This window comes from Thermoactinomyces mirandus, from assembly GCF_013868055.1.
Classification (GTDB): domain Bacteria; phylum Bacillota; class Bacilli; order Thermoactinomycetales; family Thermoactinomycetaceae; genus Thermoactinomyces; species Thermoactinomyces mirandus.
Genome location: NZ_JACEOL010000025.1, coordinates 41675 through 62946, shown reverse-complemented (window position 1 = coordinate 62946; position 21272 = coordinate 41675). Strand labels below are relative to the sequence as shown.

The following is a 21272-nucleotide window of genomic DNA, read 5'->3' as shown; positions in this document are numbered from 1 at the left end:
TCAGTTTGAGATTATCTTACTCCCTGTCCGTTTGGGTGTAAAGCGGTATGGAAGGTGAAGCAGGTCAAAGTTCAGCGACATTTAGTGATCAATTCTTAACATGCTTTCTTTTTTTCGTGGATGATTTCGTAGTTTTAGAAGAAGATACCAGACAGACAACATGCTGAAATTACTTGGATGCCTGAATTTGGGTCACAGGTTTCAGACTTGATTTCCAGGTCATGCCCCTCCAGAGACTGGTTTCAGCGTACCAATGGATCATGGACACAGTGCCACGGCAACGGGGGTGCTGTTTTGTCATCAGTTTTTGATCCCAAGCCCCGAATTTCCTGGAATCATGCCCAAATACGAAGAGATCATCCTTTCCCTGATGGGTGAAGCCGGAACAGGTCCCGCCACCTGGTTCCTTTCAGGCATGATGGTAATGTTCAAGCAGTTGCCGGTCATGCTCGCGGACAAAACGGGTCAATTCTTCGGTCATATGCCAGTTTGAAAAAGGGGTAATCAGATAAATTCCGGCAAATTTCTCCATCGCCACTTTCAAAAGTTCCTTGGCAACCTGCATACCTTCTCTTTGTCCGGACAGTCTGTCCGTGGTTTTCTCCATCCGTTTCAACACCTGATCCGGTATTTTGATCCCTGGCACTTCATGATGCAAAAACAGGGCATTGCGGTAGCCGGTAAGCGGCATGATTCCGATAAATACAGGAACCGGGAGGGATTTGGTGACTTCATGAACCTCTAACATTCCATCCGGATCATAAACCGGTTGCGTCATGACAAAATCAGCGCCTGCTTCGATTTTTTTCTCCAATCGTTTCAAAGCCGCATCCAGCTTGCGCACATGCGGGTTAAAAGCGGTTCCGACCACAAATCCGGCTTTCTGTTTCAACTCGCGTCCGGAAAACGAGATTCCTTCATTGAACTGTTTGACCATCCGGGTCAGCTCAATCGAAGTCACATCATATATGGAGCTTGCTCCCGGAAGATCTCCCATGCGCGATGGATCTCCGGTTATCACCAGGATCTGGTCTATCCCCAGGGCATGGAGGCCCATGAGATGGGACTGCTGTCCCAGCAGATTGCGATCCCGGCAGGCAACATGCGCCAGGGGCTCAATGCCATATTTCTTTAAAATCGCTCCCAGGGCCAGGTTGCTCATTCTGGCGGTTGCCAGGGAATTATCCGCCAGCGTAATCGCGTCAACTCCCGCCTGCTGCAACCGCCTTGCTCCCTCCAAATAGCGGGAGATATCCAAATCCCTTGGAGGATCCAATTCGCAAATAATGGTCCGTTTTTTCCGAACTTGTTCAACCACCGTCGGCTTTTTCCGTTTTTGCACAACAATCGTTTCAACAGGCGGGATCTTCCACCCGTCGGAAGATGGATTTTCCCGTTCAACCGGAGTCATGTCTCTCAAAACCATGGCAATCCGGGCAATATGTTCAGGAGTCGTTCCGCAGCATCCGCCCAGCAGCCTGACCCCCTGCCTGACCAGAAGTTCTGCTGTTTCTTCAAAATAATCTGGCGTTGATTTGTAATGCAATTCCCCGTTGCTCATCCCCAACCGTCCGGCATTGGGATAAGCGGTAATGATCAAATCCCCGGGAACGATCGTTTTCTCCAAAGTGCGCAACACTTCCACCGGACCCAGGCGGCAGTTGATCCCTACACCGTTGACACCTTTTTCAGCCAGTTGGGCAAATGCTTCAGACAGGGTAAAAGCGTCTCTCGTCCTGCCAAGTTCGATCATGGATAACTGCGCAAAGATCGGCAGCGGCGTTAATGGGCGAATCACCTCAACAGCCAGCAGAATCTCTTTCAGGTCCAGGAAGGTTTCCAGCAATATTCCATCCACTCCGGCGTGTAGCAGGGCAATCGCCTGCTCTTCATACATCCCCCGGTATTCCTCTTTATCATAAACCGGTACTCTTCCGGCACAAATCGAACCGATCGCTCCCACCACATAAGCATCGCTGCCAACCGACTCCCTTGCGATGCGAACAGCTTCCCGGTTCAGGCGCGTCACCCTGGTTTCCAGTCCGTATCGCGTTAACCGTTCCCGGTTTGCACCATACGTATGTGTTTCTATCACACGGGCACCCGCTTCATAATAGGCCTGATGGACATCACTGACCAGAGACGGGTTGCTTAAAACAAGTTCTTCGGAACAATGCCCGACCGAAACGCCTTGCTGGTACAAATACGTGGAAATTGCACCATCCCCGACAAGCAGTGAATCCTGCAGGCGATGAAGCAATTCTGGCTTGCTCATAGATATCCCTCCCTATTTTGCATTAAAATATCTGGCTTCCGGATGGGCAAATACCATTGCCGATACTGAAGCCTCAGGCTCCATCATGAAACCGTCAGTCAAACCAATTCCAATCTCCTCCGGGGAAATGAGGCGAAACAATTTCTGCTGGTCCTCTAGGTTCGGGCAGGCCGGGTATCCAAAAGAGACACGAATTCCCTGATACTTCGCGCCAAACCGTTCTTTTATGGTCATATCCGCCGGATCGGGAAATCCCCATCGGTTTCTCATAATCTGATGCATCTGTTCGGCGCATGCTTCAGCAGTCTCCAAAGAGGCAGCCTGCAACATATGGGAATGGAGATAGTCTCCTTTTTCTTTCCATACTTGTGCCGCTTCACGAATGCGGATTCCCGCAGTGACTGCCAGAAAACCGACATAATCCATTTCGCCGGACTCAACCGGGCGAACAAAATCAGCCAGGCACAAATAGGGATCCCCTGACTGGCGGGGAAATGAAAAACGCTCCAGTACCCTGCCCGGATTATCCGGATCATAGATCAGAATGTCATTTCCTTTCGCCTGTGCTGGAAAAAACTGATACATCCCTTGCGGAGACAATATTTGTTCCTGTTTGGCCTGTTCCATCACCTGATCAAACGTCTGTTTCAATTCCAGCGCTTTCGGATTCCCCCTGGCAATCAAATCTTCCACATTTCCCTTTAAACCCAGGTGTTTGCCAAAAAGCATCTGCAAATTGATGTAAGGCTTTAGCAAGTCCAGAGGGTAATCGCGATAAATGTGTCTTTTTAAATCCGGAGGAACAAAAACAGGTACCTTCCGGTTTACCTTGCTTTTTGCTGGAGTAACCACCGCCGTCGTCACATTTCGTCCATGCGACGGACCGGAATCTTCCGCCTCTTCGGTCTTTTGCCATTTTTTCAACCCGATCTTGCCGCACTGTCCGGGATTCATCAGCTGATTTGCCAATTCCAGCCCGTTCATCGCATCTTTGGCATATAACACGGGCCCGTTATACCGGCTGGCAATTTGCGTATCCGTAAATTTTCTGGTTAATGCGGCGCCTCCGACCAAAACCGGGATCTCAATACCGGCATCTTTCAGGTCCTGCACTGTCACCGCCATTTGCCGGGCAGACTTGACCAGGAGACCCGACAAGCCGATTAAATCGGGTTTTTCCTTGCGGACAGCCTCAATCAATTGTTCCGGTGGAACCTTGATTCCCAGATTGACTACTTCATATCCATTGTTGGACAGGATCATCTCAACCAGATTCTTGCCAATATCATGAACGTCCCCTTTCACCGTGGCCAAAAGCACTTTTCCCCGCGCATGGCTGCCGGTGCTGTCCATGTGCGGTTCCAGATAAGCAACTGCCGCTTTCATCACTTCCGCACTTTGCAACACTTCAGCAACAATCAGCTGGTTTTCATTAAACAAGCGTCCTACTTCATCCATACCGGCCAAAAGCGGCCCATTGATAATATCAAGCGGCGCATGGCGGGCGAGCGCTTCATCCAGATCCGCAAACAAACCATCCTTGCTTCCTTCGATCACATGACCGGCCAGTCTTTCCTCCAGTGTCATCCGGATCTTTTCCTGTTTCCGGACTGCTTTTTTGTCCCGGTAGAAGGAGGTAAACCGTGCCAGTACATCATCATAGTTGCCACGGTTTGTCCCAAACAGTAACGTTTCAGCCAGTTTCCGTTCTTCCTCCGGAATCGAGGCATAACGCTCCAGTCTTTCCGCATTGACAATGGCATAATCCAGTCCGGCTTTGATGCAGGCGTAAAGATATACGGCATTTAGCACTTCCCGCCCGGCAATCGGCAGACCAAACGAAACGTTGGAAACCCCCAGAATGGTTGCTGTCCCGGGCAAGGCCTTCTTGATCCGGCGAATCCCTTCAACGGTCTCACCGGCTGACCGGATATATTGCCCATCGCCGGTACCTGCCGGGAAAACGAGCGGATCAAAAATGATATCTTTCTCGGGAATTCCATATTTGTTAACCAGCAAATCATGGCTTCTCAAGGCTATTTCCAATTTTCGTTCTGCCGTGACAGCCATTCCCCGCTCATCGATGGTCCCCACTACAACGGCCGCCCCGAATTGCCGGACTAATGGGAGAATTTCAGCAAAACGTTTCTCTCCTTCTTCCAGATTGATGGAATTGATGACTGCCTTTCCCTGGGAATATTGAAGTGCCTTTTCAATAACCCTTGCATTGGTGGAGTCGATCATGAGAGGAACCTTGACCATTTTGGTGACATGCCGCAAAAAAGCTTCCATATCCGCCATTTCATCACGATCCGGATCTGCCAGGCACACATCAATAATCTGGGCTCCGCCTTTTACCTGTCTGCGGGCAATCTCAGCCGCTTCTTCATATTTTCCTTCCCGAACCAGTCTTTTGAACTTGCGGGAGCCAATTACATTTGTCCGTTCCCCAACCAGCAGCGGGCGGTTATCCTGCTCCAGGAATACCGGTTCAATTCCGGATACGCCCGGCAAGTGATCTTCTGCCGGCCGGCGCGGTTTTTTCCCGGCCAAGGCCCGGGAAACGGCCTGAATGTGTTCCGGAGTCGTTCCACAACAGCCGCCCGCCAGATTTAACCAGCCCTTATCCGCAAAGTCGGCAATTTTTCGGGCAAACGCTTCCGGAGTTTCGAGATAATTTCCGTTTTCATCCGGCAATCCCGCATTTGGATAACAACTGACATAACAACGGGCCATGCCGGATAAAGTGCGAATGTGGTCAGTCATAAACTCCGGCCCGGTTGCGCAATTAAGGCCGACTGCGATTGGACGCAGGTGTTCAATCGACAGGTAAAATGCGTCAATGTTTTGTCCTCCGAGCATCGTCCCCATCGGTTCAATGGTTCCGGAGATCATGACCGGCAAACGTTTCCCCGTCCTGTTAAACGCCCTTTCAATTCCGATCCCGCCTGCTTTCACATTTAAGGTGTCCTGTGCCGTTTCCAGCAGCAAAAGATCGACTCCTCCCTCGATCAAAGCCTTTGCCTGCCGGTAATATCCTTCTGCCAAAGCCTCAAACGTCGTGCCGCCTGTTACAGATAAAGTTTTCGTGGTTGGCCCCATGGCACCGGCCACATAGCGCGGATGATCATCAGTCGACCATAAGTCCCGCATTTTTACTGCCGAACGGGCGGCCGCCAGATTAATTTCCTCTGTCCTGTCCTGCAAATCATACTCAGCCAGAACCAACGGTGTCGCGCCAAAAGTATTGGTTTCCACCATGTCAGCGCCGGCCCTGTAATAAGTGTCGTGGATCTTTTCAATCAAATCCGGCCGTGTCAGGTTTAATATTTCATTGCATCCTTCAAACTTTTCTCCCCCGAAATCTTCAGCTGTCAATCCCGCTTGTTGCAGCATGGTGCCCATGGCGCCATCCAGGATCATGATTTTTTCGCGAAACCGCTCTTCAATTCGCTTTTTTTCCACAGTTGACCGCCATCCCTGTACCAAAATTCAAAACTGTCCGCAACCAGAGCATAATTAAAACACCTTTCATCTTTGAAAGATGAAAGGTGTTGCGATCTGAAACTCTCATCTTTCAGGGAGAGAACTTCTCTCTGCTGGAATTGGCACCACATTGGAAGACAAACAGTCCAACAGGTTGCCGGGCTTCATTGGGCCAGTCCCTCCGCCTCTCTGGATAAGAGAACAATTTAAATCCACTTGTTTATTTTATTAATATATAGATCATTCTAGCACTTGTCAATCGATCCGGTAGGAAATTTGTTGCTGTTCCAACTCTGCTTGTGCCTTGTACATCTGCCCCGTGGCTGATTTGAATCCTTCCGTGTCCCCCAGTGCCTCGTAACATCCCGCCAGTTCATAATAACTGTCGTACACCCTGGATTTCATTTTATTTTTGGAAGCGATCTGGGCAGCCCCTTTCAAATATTCAACCGCATCGGTAAAACGTTTCATTTGCTTCAGCAGTTTCCCCATCATGAAGAGGGACTGGTTGAGCAGTTGGGGATCATATAGTTTTTCAGCCAGTTCCAGCGCCTTCTTCAGTACATTATACGCATCGTGATTTTTTCCCTGCATGAAGTATACTTTTCCCAGATAGCAATATGCACGCGTCATCTCGGTCTGGTTTTCCACATGGTCAGCCAACTCCCGTACAAATCGGAAACAGGTCGCGGCATCATCCAGTTGGTTGATTTCAATATACGCCTGTCCCAATCCGTTCCACAACTGAAAGATTTCTTCCGTGTTTTTGCTACCGATCGACATCCGGATGCCCTCGCGCGCATAGCGAATCGAATCATGGTATAGTTTCATTCGCTTCAGCAGCCGCATGCGGGATACATACATCTTAATAATGATGTCTTTACTCTGAATTTGTGGAATTTTTGCCCACATTTCCTCCAGAAAGCGAAAAGCTTCATCGGTGCGATTCAACCCTTCCAGATAAATAATCCGGGAAATCAGCAGCATATAATAGGTCCGATTGTCACAGCCGTCATTTTTTTCCTTGTCGATCGTTTCCAGGCCGCGCTCTACATATCTCAGTGCCTGTTCATAATCCTTGTGCCGGAACCGGCAATAGGCCAGCTCGCTGTAGCCGGCAGCTTCCAGATTGCTCATTGGCGAATAGGGGTCCTGGTATGCGAGGCGTATTGCCTCACCCAACTCCCGTTCCGCTTTTCGCCAATCCCCTGTGAAAATGAATGCTTTTCCCTTCAGATAGTAAATCGTTGCCTGATGTCTGGAATGAGACTCTTCGGATATATTTGAAAGTAAAGCGAGTGCCCGCTCAGGCATCCCCATCTGGATCATCGTTTCAATCGCAGCAAACTTCACCTGCATGCTTTCCAGAGTTTCCGTATCTTTTTCTATCATTTCTGGAATCTCATTCAAGTCGAGTTCCAGTTTACTCATCAAATACAAAACTTTATCTTTATTGACATGCGACACACCGCGTTCAATATTGCTGATCGTTGCCGTAGAAATATGTTCGTCTGCCAAATCTTCCAATCTTAACCCTTTTTCTTTTCGAACTTTACGAATAAATTTGCCAATTTCACTCATTTCCAATATGTTCATAACCGATCTGTCCTTTCGGAAAAATTGTTATTTCTATATTACTTCATCTTTTTTATTTTATAAAGAAATGATTAATTAAAAATTTACATTTTATGGATTGTAATTTATACCAATTGACATATCCTTAAAAATACGCATTGAAACAACCTTTCAGGCAAAAGCCGCCAGGGTCCAGGAACCCTGGTAATACCAGGCATCTGCGCCTGCTATATAGAAATTTATAAAAATGGGGATGAACGTGAAGTTTTAATTGGATATAGATCCATTAAATATTATGTGATAGAAAATATTATTTATTTTAATAAAATATATGGTAAATAATGGCTGTTCTATCTGGATTTTTCTTTTTTCCTTCTTTTCCCTTACAAATTCATTTTTAATCATTTTTTTAGATCATTTTGGGAATCGGATCGTTCCTTCTCAGTTGTTGATTGTTTTTGATTTAAATTGATAAAAAATGATCAAATATGATTGATTATTGCTTGCTGTTTTTGTTAAAATTGATTAAAAAACTGGAGAGAGGTGATGATCAAACGCTTACACCACAAAGACACCAATTAATCTTGAAACTGTTAAAAAAACAGGGTGTTGTCAAAGTACAGGAACTCGCTCTTTCCACTGGCGCTTCCGAGTCAACCATTCGCCGTGATTTGGATCAGCTGGAACAACAACATCTTTTAAAACGGGTTCATGGCGGTGCCGCCCTGCTTCAGAGCAAAGGTGTGGAACGCCCCATTCAGGAAAAGGCGACCAGGTTTACCCAGGCCAAAAAAGAGATTGGTCTTTTTGCCGCCGGTCTGGTTGAACCCGGCGCCTGTATCTACCTGGATGCCGGCAGCACGACTCTGGAAATGATTCCGGCTCTGACAGGCAAACAGGTAACCGTCGTAACCAATGGAATGACTCATTTGGAACTGCTGGTTGAATATGAGATCGAGTCCTACGTCCTGGGCGGAAAAATGAAAACCTCTACAAGAGCGCTGATCGGGGCAATGGCTTTGGAAGGAATCCGCCATTACCGTTTTGATCAATGTTTTTTGGGAACCAACGGAATCCATCCGGATTTGGGTTATACGACTCCAGATCCCGAAGAAGCGATCCTGAAGCGGACCGCTCTCCAGCTTTCCGGCCAATCCTTCGTACTGGCTGATCCCAGTAAGCTGTCAGAAATATCCTTTGCAAAAATTGCCGATTTAAATGCGGCTTCATTAATTACTCTTCCCCTTTCTCCGGAAACAAAAGAAATATATTCCAAAAAAACTTATGTGTTTGAGGTTGATAAAGCATGATTTACACCGTTACTCTTAACCCTTCGATTGATTTTTTGGTCGAAGTGGAAAATCTGCGATTAAACCAATTAAACAGAATAAAAAACGAGAAGAAGTTTCCCGGAGGAAAAGGGATTAATGTTTCGCGTGTTCTCCATCGTCTTGGCACAGACACGACCGTGCTGGGTTTTGCAGGCGGATTTACCGGGCGGTTTATCGAAGACTGGTTAAAAAAAGAAGGGATCTCCACTCAATTCGTCTATGTCGGGGAAGATACACGGATTAATATCAAGTTGAAAAACGAAAAAGGGGAAGAAACCGAAATCAACGGACAGGGCCCCTTTATTTCACCGGACCAGTACCGGCAGTTTGAGGAAAAGCTTCTTCAGGTAAAACCGGGGGATACCGTCGTTTTGGCCGGGAGCATTCCCCGGTCGTTATCTCCTTCTTTATATGAAGAATTGACTTCCCGCTTAAGTGATCGCGGAATCCGGGTGGTTGTCGACATCGAGGGTCCGGTGCTGGCCAAAGTAGCTTCCAGGCGCCCGTTTCTGGTCAAACCCAATCATCACGAGCTGGGACAGTTATTCAATGCCAGACTGGAAACAGCAGAAGAAGTAATTCCTTACGGCCGGCGCCTGCAGCAAATGGGCGCGGAACACGTGATTGTATCCATGGCCGGCAAGGGTGCGCTCCTGTTTACCCCGAAAGCGGTTTACATGGCTGACGTGCCAAAAGGAAATGTAGTCCACTCCGTGGGTGCGGGCGATTCCATGGTGGCCGGCTTTATAGCTGCCTATGACCAGTCGGGAGATATTGTATCGGCATTTCAGACATCGGTCGCGGCAGGAAGCGCAACCGCCTTTTCCCAGGATTTGTGCCGCAAGGAACAAGTCGAACATTTCCGAAAATCGATCAGGCTTTATTCCCTTTAAGGAGGTGCCCCTTATGAAGATTACCGATTTACTGAGCAGAGAAACACTGATCATGGAGCTTGAAGGTTCCACCAAAGCAGGGGTCATTGATGAACTGGCAGAAAAACTGGACAAGGCCGGATGTCTTGAAGACAAAAAAACTTTTAAGGAAGCGATTTGGGCCCGCGAAAGTCAAGGGAGCACAGGAATTGGCGACGGGATTGCCATCCCCCACGCCAAAACCGGTGCTGTCAAAAAACCGGCTATTTGTTTTGGCCGCAGTACATCCGGGATTGAATATGACTCATTGGACGGGAAGCCTGCGCGTTTGTTTTTCATGATCGCAGCACCGGACGAGGCTGATGAAGCACATTTGGAAACGTTATCCCGTCTGTCAGTCCTGCTCATGAATGAAGATTTTCGCAAACGGTTGCTCCAGGCTGCTTCCGAAGAGGAGATTCTCAAGACAGTCCGCAATCAGGAAGTAACGGAAAATCAGGGAACCGGCCCGAAAGAAGCCAGTCAGTCTGAAACCCTTTTGCTGGCGGTAACCGCTTGTCCCACAGGGATTGCCCATACTTATATGGCCGCCGATGCCCTGAAGGCAAAAGCGGAGGAATTGGGGGTTTCCATCAAAGTTGAAACAAACGGGTCAACAGGTATAAAAAACCGGCTGACCGCAGAAGAAATCGGGCGGGCAACCGCAATCATCGTTGCCGCCGACAAACAGGTGGAAATGGACCGTTTTCATGGAAAAAGGGTAATCCAGGCCTCTGTAGCAGATGGAATCCATAAAGCGGAAGCGTTAATCACGAAAGCCCTGAAACAGGATGCCCCTGTTTATCAAAGCGGCAGAAAAACTCCGGAAACAGCAGGCACTCATCAACGTTCTTCATTCGGGATTTATAAACATTTAATGAATGGCGTCAGCAATATGTTGCCCTTTGTGGTAGGCGGAGGTATTTTTATCGCTCTCGCTTTTGCTTTCGGAGGAATTGAGGCCAAGGGCCCCATAGCGGAACTCTTCATGAAAATCGGCGGCAGTGAAGGCGCCTTTCATTTCCTGGTTCCGATTCTGGCCGGCTTTATTGCCAGCAGCATCGCAGACCGGCCCGGTTTTGCCCCGGGAGTTGTGGGCGGATTTCTCTCAGCCAATGCCGGTGCAGGATTCCTCGGAGGACTGATTGCCGGTTTTCTTGCCGGTTATATGGTGATTTTGCTTAAAAAAGTATTCTCCACTTTGCCCGACAGTCTGGAAGGAATCAAACCGGTCCTTCTCTATCCTGTTTTTGGCATTTTGATTACAGGCGTTTTAATGGTCACGGTGATCAATACACCTGTCGTTGCCTTAAACGAGTGGCTGACACAATGGCTTAATGGCATGACCGGGGCAAATGCCGTAATCCTGGGGCTGATCCTCGGGGGAATGATGGCCGTCGATATGGGCGGACCCATCAACAAGGCCGCCTTTACCTTTGGCATTGCCGCCATTGAAACAGGAAACCTGGCACCCCACGCGGCGGTTATGGCGGGTGGAATGGTTCCGCCGCTGAGCATTGCCCTGGCCACTACTTTTTTCAAGTCCAGGTTTACCGATGCGGAACGGAAATCCGGATTGACAAACTACGTCATGGGAGCTTCCTTTATTACCGAAGGCGCCATTCCATTTGCGGCAGCTGACCCGCTTCGCGTTCTCACTTCCTGCATCATTGGTTCCGCTGTCGCCGGTGCCGTCACCATGATGTTCGGGATTACCCTGCCGGCCCCGCACGGCGGCGTTTTCGTCATTCCTCTGGTAAACAGGCCGATCATGTATATTCTGGCCATATTGACAGGATCTGTGATTAGCGCAGTCTGCCTCGGATTGTGGAAAAAGAAAGTGAATAAATCCTGATTGGGAAAAGATATTGCAACAGGTGAAGATAAAAAAGCCCCCATTCAGAAGTGGATGGGGGCTTGGGCTTCATTTCAGGCAATTTCCGCTTCCGACCGTTGCACCAGTTCTGCCTGCGGAATTTTCCAAAGCTCGCTCCATTTCTTAATGGCAGCGAGCAAAATCACAACACCCAGGATCAGCATGACGATGGAAATGATTCCATTGACCATGCTGAATCCGGCGCTTCCCGGATTCAGGTAAACGTTGGCAATCATCCAGTAACCGCCAACCATCACGGTTGCAAAAATGTATGCAAGCGGGATCAGGCAGGTAAGAATGTATTTGCGTTTGTTGGCGATCTTGAGAATAACTGTCGCGCCAATGATCAAGCCTACCGAAGCCATCAACTGGTTGGAAACTCCGAAAAGCACCCAAATCGAACTGATATCTCCGGAGAACAACAGATATCCCCAGCAGAAGGAGGCAATCGCACTGGCAATAATGTTTGCCGGAATGGAATCTGTCCGTTTTAACGGTTTGATAAAGTCGCCGAGAAAGTCCTGGATCAGATAACGGGCAACCCGCGTCCCCGCGTCAATGGCCGTTAAAATGAAGACCGCCTCAAAGAGAATAATAAACTGGTAAAAATATGCCGCGATTTTCTGGAAGAAAGGAAACTCGGTAAAGATATATGTCATCCCTGCAGCCAATGTAACGGCTCCGCCTGTTCTTCCATTCAGATCCTGTTGAACCTGCTGCTCCAGCTCATTGAGATAAACGGTTTCCATACCAAGTTTATTAAACGCCTCAGGCGTTGAATTGATGGCAAAATAATCGGCCGGCTGCATGGAAATGGCTGCGATCAAAGCCATGACACCCACTACACATTCGACCAGCATCGATCCAAAGGCAACGGGCTTGATATCTCTCCAGTGATCCAACATTTTTGGCGTTGTCCCGGAACTGATAAATGCGTGAAAACCTGAAATTGCTCCACAGGCAATCGTTATCGAGATAAACGGCCAGACCGGTCCTGCCACAATAGGTCCGCCGCCATGAACAAATTCGGTGATTGCGGGGAATTGAACAGTTGGATTGACAAAGAAAACCCCAACAATCAACCCGCCAAACACCCCGATTTTCATGAAAGTGCTCAGATAATCGCGCGGTGCCAGGAGCAGCCAGACAGGCAATGCTGCGGCAAAAAAGGCATAAACAGGCAGAATAATGGCAAGAGTGCTTTTTTCAAAAGTTAACAGCTCCCCCAGCCATGTACCATTTAAATAATGTCCAATCGCCACGCAAAACATAATCAGAAGAAAACCAACGGTTGTGGCAAGCTTCAGGTTGCCTGTCTTTTTATAATATAAACCGACACCCATGGCGATCGGAATGGTCATACCGACAGCAAATGTTCCCCACGGGTTTCTCTCCAACGCTCCCAAAACGACCATTGATAACCCTGCCATCGTAATAATGATGATAAATAACATTGCCAAACCGGTAAGAAATCCGGCCACAGGACCAAGTTCATCCTTGGCTACTTCAGACAGGGATTTTCCATCTCTGCGCATGGAAGCAAACAGGACAACCATATCATGAACAGCGCCACCGATAACAGCACCCACCAACAGCCAGATCAAGCCCGGCAGATAACCGAACTGCGCCGCCAGGATCGGACCTACCAACGGACCGGCGGCAGCAATGGCTGCAAAATGGTGCCCAAAAGCCACCCATTTATTCGTTGGCACGTAGTTTTGCCCGTCTTCCAGTTTATGGGCCGGTGTCTGCCTGGATTCATCGATTTTCAAAACCTTGACGGTCATGAAAGTGCCATATAAACGATAGGCAATGGCCAGGATACAGAGTGTGCCAACCACAATTGTAACCGCATTCATCCTGCAATCCTCCTTCTTCATTGATTCACCTTAATGATAACGTTGAAATGGATGATTTTTATTTTTTCACGGTGAAATACATGAAACGGAGGATAAAAAGCAAAAATCGCAGGTTGAATTGCAATTACATTAAAAACCAATAATTCTCTTTAACTCTTTCATATAGGTCCTGCTTACGGGAACCCTGGAACTGTCCTTCATGATCAAATTGCATGTGGAGTTAAACCATGGCTGGATTTCTTCGATATGATCCAAATTGACAATATAACTGCGGTGAACACGAAGAAACTGGGCATGATTCACCTTTTTTTCCACTTCTACCAGGGCTTCGTTAATTTTGTATTCCTGTTTCAGCGTTTTGATAATGCACTTCCCTTCAAACGATTCGAAAAACAGAATTTCGTCAAAAGAGAGCAGGACAATTTTATCATTCGCTGAAACAGCGATTTTCCCATTACGGTCATTTTTCAAATAATAAGGAACTGGAACACCTTTTCCGATTTTTTGCAGATTCCTCAATTTTTCCAAGGTATGCATAATTCGTTCTTCGCCAAACGGCTTCAGGATATAATCAATCGCATTGGTGTCAAATGCCTGCAAAGCATACTCATCATAAGCGGTGGCAACAACAATGGCCGGAGTCGGATTAAGCTTCTCCAACTGTTTGGCCAGATCCAGCCCGTTCTCTTCGTCCAGTTCAATATCCAAAAAAACGATATCCGGTTTCAGCCTCGCAATGTCCCTTAAAGCACCATCCGCAAAATCACTTTCTCCCACGACTTCCACCTGTTTGCTCTGATTGAGCAGGTATTTCAATTCTTCTCTGGCCAAAGGTTCATCATCCACTATATACGCTTTCAGCTTCATGTTCAAAAACCCCCTTACTGTCGAGAGGAATGGAAATCGCTACAAGTGTGCCAACATTTTCTTCACTTTTAATGGTCAAGCTGGCCTGGCATCCATAGATTCCTTTTAAACGCTCACTGATATTGTAAAGTGCCGTTCCATTCCCTTTTGCCGAAACTACCACTTTTTTGCCAAGGTCTCTGACCTTCTCCAGAGGAATCCCTTTTCCGTCATCCTCAACATGAATATGCAATTGACCATTTTTCGAAAAAACATGAACGGTTATTTTCCCGCCGTATTTACTCCCGGGAAAACCATAATTGATCGCGTTTTCCACAATCGGCTGCAACAGGAATGGGGGGATCAGGACATTTTCCAGATGGGGTTCGATTTTGAATGAAATGAGGTATTTGTCCGGAAAGCGGGTTTGTACCAACGATAAATAGGATTTGACATTCTCCAGTTCTTTTCCCAGTGAAATCAGTTTCTGTCTGGCACCCTGGAGATTCCCCCGGAAAAAGGAACTGAGTTTTAGAAGCAGTTTGCGGGCTTTGTCCGGGTCGGTCCGGCACAGTACGGATATGGTGTTGAGACAGTTAAATAAAAAATGCGGATGAATCTGTGCCTGCAATGCCTTGATTTTCGCGTCTTTTAAAAGTTTTGTCTGCCGTTCCGCCTCGGCCAGTTCCAATTGCGTAGAAAACAGATTGGCAAGCCCTTCAGCCAATTGAACCTCTACTTTGTCCAGTTTGTCAGCCTTTGTATAATACATTTTCAGTGTCCCCACCGTTTTGGCATGAACTTTCAAAGGGAGAACGATAGCTGCTTTTAAAGGGCAATGGCTGTTCATGCAAAAGATTTCTTCCTTCGAGGTAGCAATTGAAATCTCCCCGGTTTTCAGCACTTTTTTCGTCAATCCGGTAACAGGCTTTTTCATGGGAATATGATGGTCAGAAGCAGCCCCCACATGGGCGAGGACTTTGCAGTTATTGGTGACCGCCACTGCGTCGGCACTGGTCAGTTTCAGCATGATCTCCGAGACAGCCTTGCAGGACCTGGCATTTAATCCCTGCCGGAAAAAAGGCAGGGTTTGATCGGCAATTTTGTAGGCCAGATTCGTCTGGTTGGCACGCGTACGTTCGGTATCACTCATGATGGATCTGATGATCAGCATGAAAAGCAGTGTTCCAAACCCATTCACGAAAATCATCGGAAATCCGATAATCCGGACAAGATTCCATGACTGCTCAAATGGCTTGGACAAAGCCAGAATAATGAGCATTTGGATCGTTTCCAGTGTAATCCCTGTCAAAACAGCATACAAAGGGGTAAGCTTTCTCTCCTTCATGATCCGTTTGCGGCCCAGATATCCGGATACAATCCCTGCCACGAACGTAGAGAAAGCGCATGAAAACGCCGTAAACCCGCCCAATAGCAACCGGTGAATTCCTGCAATCATCCCGGCACCAAATCCGACCAAAGGTCCGCCGACGAGTCCCCCGATCACGACCCCCATAACCCTTGTGTTTGCCAGGGCCGACTCGGGATTGAGTTCTGAATTCCATTCATGTGTATTAATGGTATATTGATAGATTTCGATTCCGGTATAGTTGCTGATAATCCCGAATACGCCAAAAAGAAGAATCAGCATGATTTTTTCATTCATTTTATGTTCATTTTGAACCAATTGCCGGAATGATTTCATCTGTGAAAGCAAAAAAGCAAGAATAAAGATGATTCCTACCTTTTCAAACATAAAAGGAACTAATGCGAACATGTTTACCATCCTTTTACAAAATGGCCTGAAAAAACCGTTCCTTTGTGCATAAAAATAGATTTCTACTTTACACATATAGTATCGTGGCAAAAAAAATGAAGCAAGGGAACCCCTCCTTGCTTCATTTCAATGTCATAGTTTATATTTCAAGATTTTTTGTCCATGATTCTTTTATATATTAAGAAATGTCAACTTATCACTGAAGGCTTTTCCGGGTTTGCCCGGTCCTTCCCCAATCAATAAGACCTGGCGGTCAGTTTAATCAACTGGATCACTTCATTCATGCTTTGTTCAGGAGAATTTTTGCTCATTTTTTCCCGATAAACGTCCTTGTTTTCCAGCAATCGGTCAATCTGTTCAAGGAATGTCTCGTCGCTCAGATCTTCTTCCATGAGAACCTGCGCGTAACCCATTTTTTCAAAGGAGCGTGCATTCAGAATCTGGTCTCCCCGGCTGGCTGCTTTCGACAGGGGAATTAACAGCATCGGTTTGTTCAGGGATAAAAATTCAAAAATTGCATTGGAACCGGCACGCGACACTACGAAATCCGCCATATTGAGAACGTCAGCCAACGGTTCCGACAAATACTCAAACTGGCAATAACCGGGTTTCTGCAGAGTGTCGTCAACCTGTCCTTTCCCGCACAGATGCACCACCTGAAACCGGGCCAAAAGGGAATCCAGATTTTTCCGGACTACCTGGTTCAGAATGCGTGATCCCAGGCTTCCGCCCATAATCAGAATCACCGGTTTCTCCCTGTTAAAACCGCATAGTGCGCGTCCCCGCTCAGCATCCCCTTTTTTCAGTTCGTCCCGGATAATGGCTCCCACATATTTGGCCTTTTCCTTATCAAAGTGTCTGGTTGTTTCCGGAAACGTGGTGCAAACCTTTGTGGCAAAAGGAATGGCTATTTTATTGGCCAGACCGGGAGTAATATCCGATTCATGAATAACGACAGGCACCCGGTTCAGCCATCCTCCCAAAACAACGGGAACAGAAACAAAGCCTCCTTTTGAAAAGATCAGATTGGGTTTATGTTTGCGAATCAGCCGGTATGCCTGGAAAATGCCTTTCAGGACCTTGAACGGATCCTTGAAGTTGTTCCAGTCAAAGTAGCGGCGCAGCTTTCCAGTTGAAACGCTGTAATAGGTTACTCCTTCCAGATCGGTAACCAGGCTTTTTTCAATGCCGTTTTCTGAACCGATATAGATGATTTCCCAGCCATCCTCCCGGAATTTGGGAATCAGCGCCAGGTTAACCATCACATGTCCGGCGGTTCCGCCGCCTGTAAACAAAATTGTCTTTCCCATCATCGCTTCCCTTTCTTACGGATATTTCAACTATCTGGAGCAACAACGTTTATTTTATCAGCTTTTTCATTTACTGTATTGAACAATATATGAAAGATCAGGATCATCCATTACCCTGCAACTCATTAACAGCTTTCTTTGGAAATCCCGTATTTCTTCATCTTGTTCAGAATGGCAGTATGGCTGACCCCCAAATGGCGTGCCGTCTTGCGGACGCTTTTATACCTTTTCAACCCCGCCTGCACCAATTGTTTTTCAACTCGTTCGACGTGCTCCTTCAGGCTCAGGCGGGAATGATCCCGGACCGGTTCCGGCTCCACGCCCAGGTAAATTTCTTTCAGCTCCGTCTCTTTGTCGGGGCAAAGGTAAACACTTCGCTCGATAACATTCTGCAATTCCCGCACATTGCCCGGCCAGCCATGTGCTTCCAGGCGTGCCAGTGCCTGCTGTGACAGAACCAGCGGGGCGCGCCCGGCCTTTGTACAATATCGCTCAATAAAATAAACGGACAGCAGGGAAATATCCTCTTTCCGTTCCCGTAAGGGAGGGATATTAATTGGAATCACATGGAGCCGGTAATACAAGTCTTCGCGAAACTGGCCACGACGTACCAGTTCTTTCAAATCCCGGTTGGTTGCCGTAATAATCCGCAGTCGAAGGGGAACCGGTCGGTTTCCGCCAACCCGCCTGAGCAAACGCTCTTCCAGCACTCTTAACAGTTTCGCCTGATGGTGAAGCGGAAGCTCACCGATTTCATCCAGAAACAATGTCCCGTCCTGGGCCATTTCAAAGAGTCCTTTTTTGCCTCCCTTTCCCGCTCCCGTAAATGCACCCGGCTCATAACCAAACAATTCGCTTTCCAGCAATGCATCGGGAATCGCCGCACAATTTACCGAAACAAACGGTCCGTTTGCGCGACGGCTTGCAAAGTGAATGACACGCGCAAACAATTCTTTCCCCGTTCCGCTTTCTCCCCATAAAAAGATGGTTGCATCCTTTTCCGCCACTCTTTTGGCAGCCTCAATACACTTTCTCATTGCTTCGCTACGGTGAATGATATCGCTGAACTGGATCATGCCATTCTGTTTTGCCGACTGAAGCAGCTGATTAATCTGTTTCATGTCCCGAATCACAACCACCAGCCCCGACTGTTTCCATTCCTCACCGGTCCGGACGGGATTATAACTGGCCATGAGCTGGATGGTTCTATGTTTCCGGTATAAAACAACGGGAACATTTAACACTTCTTTTCCAGTCTCCAGACACCCCTGGCACGATTTAATTCCACTTTCCCAAATGGAGGAAAAACTTTTCCCCTTTACTGACTCTGGAGAAAGACCGAGCATTTCAGCTGCGGCCCGGTTCATCGCCTGAATGTGCAAGTTCCTGTCAAGCAGGATCATCCCTTCTGAAACCGTTTTCAAAATTGTGTCCATCTGACCCTCACGCACTTCAGATGGCAGGAAGCAATCCAACTCCACCTGCATCACACCGTCGATCCCATTCATTTGAGCAAGCAGCTTTTTGAACAAACCGGAAGGAATGGAACCAATTTTCAGATGGATGAAGTGCGGTTTCACCTCCATCCGTACAATATCTGTATGATACGGCAACAAGCAAGAGATCACATCATGCGTAATGCCAACCCGATCTTCCGTCTTCAGCCGCAAACTGATAGTTTCCATTTCATTTCCCTCCTTCGTTCTTATCTTAGCAAAGAACAGGAAGGAGGGATGCAAACCATCTTATACAAATGCCAACGCTTCCTCCAGATCAGCCAAAATATCTTCGACATCCTCAATTCCCACCGACAGGCGAATCAATCCGTCTGTGATGCCCATCTGCCTGCGTGCTTCAGGCGGAACAACCGCATGTGTCATTGAAGCGGGATGCTGAATCAGGGTATCAACGTCGCCCAGGCTCACTGCCAGTTTACAGAGCGAAACATGATTCAGCAGCCGCAGGGCCGCCTCATATCCGCCACCAACCTCGAAACTGATCAAACCGCCAAACCCCTCCATTTGCCTTTTGGCCAGCTCATGTTGGGGAAATGAAGGCAAACCCGGATAACAGACAGACTCCACCTTTGGATGTGCTTCCAGAAACCTGGCTACCTCCAGCGCATTCGAACAATGGCGGTCCATTCTGGCTCCCAGGGTTTTCAAACCGCGAATCAGCAAATAAGCATCCATCGGAGAGAGAACAGGGCCCAAATCCTTAAGGGTCGTCATTTGAACCGTTTCAAGCAATTTGCGCGGACCCGCCGCCAATCCGGCAACGACATCGCCATGCCCTCCGATAAACTTGGTCGCGCTGTGTACAACGATATCTGCTCCCCACTCGATGGGGCGCTGCAGATAAGGAGACATAAAGGTATTGTCCACAATAACAATCAGATCATTCTTTCTGGCGACATTTACTGCCTGTTTGAGGTCAATCAGCTCCAGGGTCGGATTGATCGGGGTCTCCAGGTAGAGACACCGGGTTTCAGGCCGGATTGCCCGCCTGAACTCTTCCTCATCATTCATGTTACAAAGGGTAAATTCAATTCCAAACCGCTCCTGAAGCCACTGAAACAGACTGTATGTGCAACCATAAAGGCCCTTCGAACAAACCACATGATCCCCTGCCCTGAGAATTGCCAGCAAAACCGAAGCTACCGCTCCCATTCCGGAAGCAAAGGCCAAAGCCTTCTCCGTGCCTTCAAGCATTGCAATCTTTTCTTCCAGGACCCGAACCGTCGGGTTTCCCAGGCGGGAATAAATGTATCCGTCACTGTTTCCGGCAAAACGTTCCCTGCCTTCTTCGGCGGAAGGAAAGACAAATGTCGATGTTTGGAAAATCGGCGTTGCCAGCGAACCGTTCATCTGTTTATAATCCACCCCCGCGTGAATCGCCCGTGTAGAAAAGCCCCATTTCTGCTCGCCTGTTACCTTTTTCATCTCAGTTCCCCCTTATCATTGCTTTCATCTGACATTTTTGCAAAAACAATGCCAGACGTAATAACCGGTTTTTCCTGTTCTCCATATAAATAATGGCAATCAATCATTTCACAGCGGAACGTTTGATTGCCAGTTACTTGTTATATTTAACGCCAGGCAGGACATCCAGCATTCATTTGAATGTTCTCATTTTCCTCACCCGTAACATAATTTGGAGTAATGCCAATTGACAAATGATAGACGAGTCAGATAGTATGATTTTACAGAGTACTCATCAGATAATCATAAGAGGTGAAGGGTGAACGAAAATGAAAGCGATACCACAATTCAAGGTACGTAAAACATATGATGAAGTAGCAGATTACCTGAAGGAACAGATTATGAACGGAACTTACAAGCCCGGAGACCGCCTGCCTTCTCTGCGGGAACTCAGCGAACTTTTGGGGGTGGGCCAGTCAACGATTCGGGAAGCTGTCAGTTCCCTTAAAACGATGGGGCTTGTAACCATTCGCCATGGGGAAGGTACATTTGTTACCCGCTTTGATCCGGAGGAAATCATGTCTGGATTTGAGCAGATTCAGCCGGTTACCAAACAGGATATTTTGTCTCTCCTGGAAGCCCGCAAAATCATCGAGACGGGAATCGCCCGTTTGGCCGCTGAAAGACGGTCCAAAGAAAAACTGAAAAACATTGAAGAGGCGCTGAAAGAGATGGAACAGGCCGTAGCAAAAGAAGAGCTGGGTGACAAGGCCGATTTGAAATTTCATTATGAAATCGCCAGAGCCAGCCATAATCCGGTTCTGGAATTCATAATGCAGTCCATTTCCGAAACAATGGGAAAAGCATTAAAAGCCAGCCGCGAAAAAATGTTTCAAACCAAAGGATATCCGGAACAGCTTCTTGCTGAACACAGGAATATTTTTGAAGCAATTGCGGGCAAAAACCCGAAAAAGGCAGAAGAAGCCATGCTGAACCATTTGCTTGGCGTAGAAAGAGAATTGTTTGATTAACGTAAGGACGTATTATTTTTGCTACAGTCATCAGATGACATGATCACATTAATACTTTGCAAATTAATATTTTA

Annotated in this window: 13 protein-coding genes and 1 riboswitch; of the genes, 4 read left to right on the top strand and 9 right to left on the bottom strand. The window is 47.5% G+C overall.

What is annotated here, in order from left to right; genetic code table 11:
• Window positions 1-409: 409 nt before the first annotated feature.
• From H2C83_RS07635 to H2C83_RS07625, 3 genes are all read right to left on the bottom strand, one after another.
• Window positions 410-2275: a bifunctional homocysteine S-methyltransferase/methylenetetrahydrofolate reductase gene (locus tag H2C83_RS07635; protein ID WP_181739380.1), complete on the bottom strand. Its 1866-nt coding sequence runs from the start codon at window positions 2273-2275 to the stop codon at window positions 410-412.
• A 12-nt stretch (window positions 2276-2287) separates the two neighbouring features.
• Window positions 2288-5698 carry a methionine synthase gene (gene metH, locus H2C83_RS07630; protein WP_181739517.1) on the bottom strand — a complete coding sequence of 1137 codons (3411 nt, stop codon included), beginning with the start codon at window positions 5696-5698 and terminating at the stop codon, window positions 2288-2290.
• A gap of 144 nt (window positions 5699-5842) precedes the next feature.
• A riboswitch (SAM riboswitch) is annotated at window positions 5843-5961 on the bottom strand.
• Between the two features lie 55 nt (window positions 5962-6016).
• The gene (locus tag H2C83_RS07625) at window positions 6017-7357 is read right to left on the bottom strand and encodes a helix-turn-helix domain-containing protein (RefSeq protein WP_181739378.1); all 1341 of its coding nucleotides are present in this window, start codon (window positions 7355-7357) and stop codon (window positions 6017-6019) included.
• 467 nt (window positions 7358-7824) lie between these two features.
• On the opposite strand from H2C83_RS07625, the gene H2C83_RS07620 reads away from it, so the two are divergent.
• Genes H2C83_RS07620 through H2C83_RS07610 form a run of 3 tightly spaced genes read left to right on the top strand, consistent with a single transcriptional unit; the run spans window position 7825 to window position 11433 of the window.
• Window positions 7825-8646, top strand: a complete 822-nt coding sequence (locus H2C83_RS07620) for a DeoR/GlpR family DNA-binding transcription regulator (RefSeq protein ID WP_181739376.1) — start codon at window positions 7825-7827, stop codon at window positions 8644-8646.
• Window positions 8643-9560, top strand: coding sequence for a 1-phosphofructokinase (gene pfkB, locus H2C83_RS07615; RefSeq protein ID WP_181739374.1), 918 nt, complete (start codon window positions 8643-8645; stop codon window positions 9558-9560). The genes H2C83_RS07620 and pfkB overlap by 4 nt, the downstream gene beginning before the upstream one ends.
• A 13-nt stretch (window positions 9561-9573) precedes the next feature.
• Window positions 9574-11433: a PTS fructose transporter subunit IIABC gene (locus H2C83_RS07610; RefSeq protein ID WP_181739372.1), complete on the top strand. Its 1860-nt coding sequence runs from the start codon at window positions 9574-9576 to the stop codon at window positions 11431-11433.
• A 74-nt stretch (window positions 11434-11507) separates the two neighbouring features.
• Here H2C83_RS07610 and H2C83_RS07605 read toward each other — a convergent pair whose 3' ends face one another.
• The 6 genes from H2C83_RS07605 to megL form a co-directional block, all read right to left on the bottom strand.
• Window positions 11508-13313: a carbon starvation CstA family protein gene (locus H2C83_RS07605; RefSeq protein WP_181739371.1), complete on the bottom strand. Its 1806-nt coding sequence runs from the start codon at window positions 13311-13313 to the stop codon at window positions 11508-11510.
• 129 nt (window positions 13314-13442) lie between these two features.
• Window positions 13443-14180, bottom strand: a complete 738-nt coding sequence (locus H2C83_RS07600; RefSeq protein ID WP_181739369.1) for a LytR/AlgR family response regulator transcription factor — start codon at window positions 14178-14180, stop codon at window positions 13443-13445.
• The gene (locus H2C83_RS07595) at window positions 14152-15936 is read right to left on the bottom strand and encodes a sensor histidine kinase (RefSeq protein WP_181739367.1); all 1785 of its coding nucleotides are present in this window, start codon (window positions 15934-15936) and stop codon (window positions 14152-14154) included. Before H2C83_RS07595 ends, H2C83_RS07600 begins: the two co-directional genes overlap by 29 nt.
• A gap of 236 nt (window positions 15937-16172) precedes the next feature.
• Window positions 16173-17246 (bottom strand): undecaprenyldiphospho-muramoylpentapeptide beta-N-acetylglucosaminyltransferase, encoded by a 1074-nt coding sequence (gene murG / locus H2C83_RS07590; protein ID WP_181739515.1) that lies wholly within the window; start codon window positions 17244-17246, stop codon window positions 16173-16175.
• Between the two features lie 125 nt (window positions 17247-17371).
• Complete coding sequence (locus H2C83_RS07585) at window positions 17372-18931, bottom strand: sigma 54-interacting transcriptional regulator (protein WP_181739365.1); 1560 nt, start codon at window positions 18929-18931, stop codon at window positions 17372-17374.
• Between the two features lie 60 nt (window positions 18932-18991).
• Complete coding sequence (megL, locus tag H2C83_RS07580; RefSeq protein WP_181739363.1) at window positions 18992-20188, bottom strand: methionine gamma-lyase; 1197 nt, start codon at window positions 20186-20188, stop codon at window positions 18992-18994.
• A 308-nt stretch (window positions 20189-20496) separates the two neighbouring features.
• Between megL and H2C83_RS07575 the strand changes: the two genes are divergently transcribed.
• Window positions 20497-21198 (top strand): FadR/GntR family transcriptional regulator, encoded by a 702-nt coding sequence (locus tag H2C83_RS07575; RefSeq protein WP_181739361.1) that lies wholly within the window; start codon window positions 20497-20499, stop codon window positions 21196-21198.
• The last annotated feature ends 74 nt before the right edge of the window (window positions 21199-21272 follow it).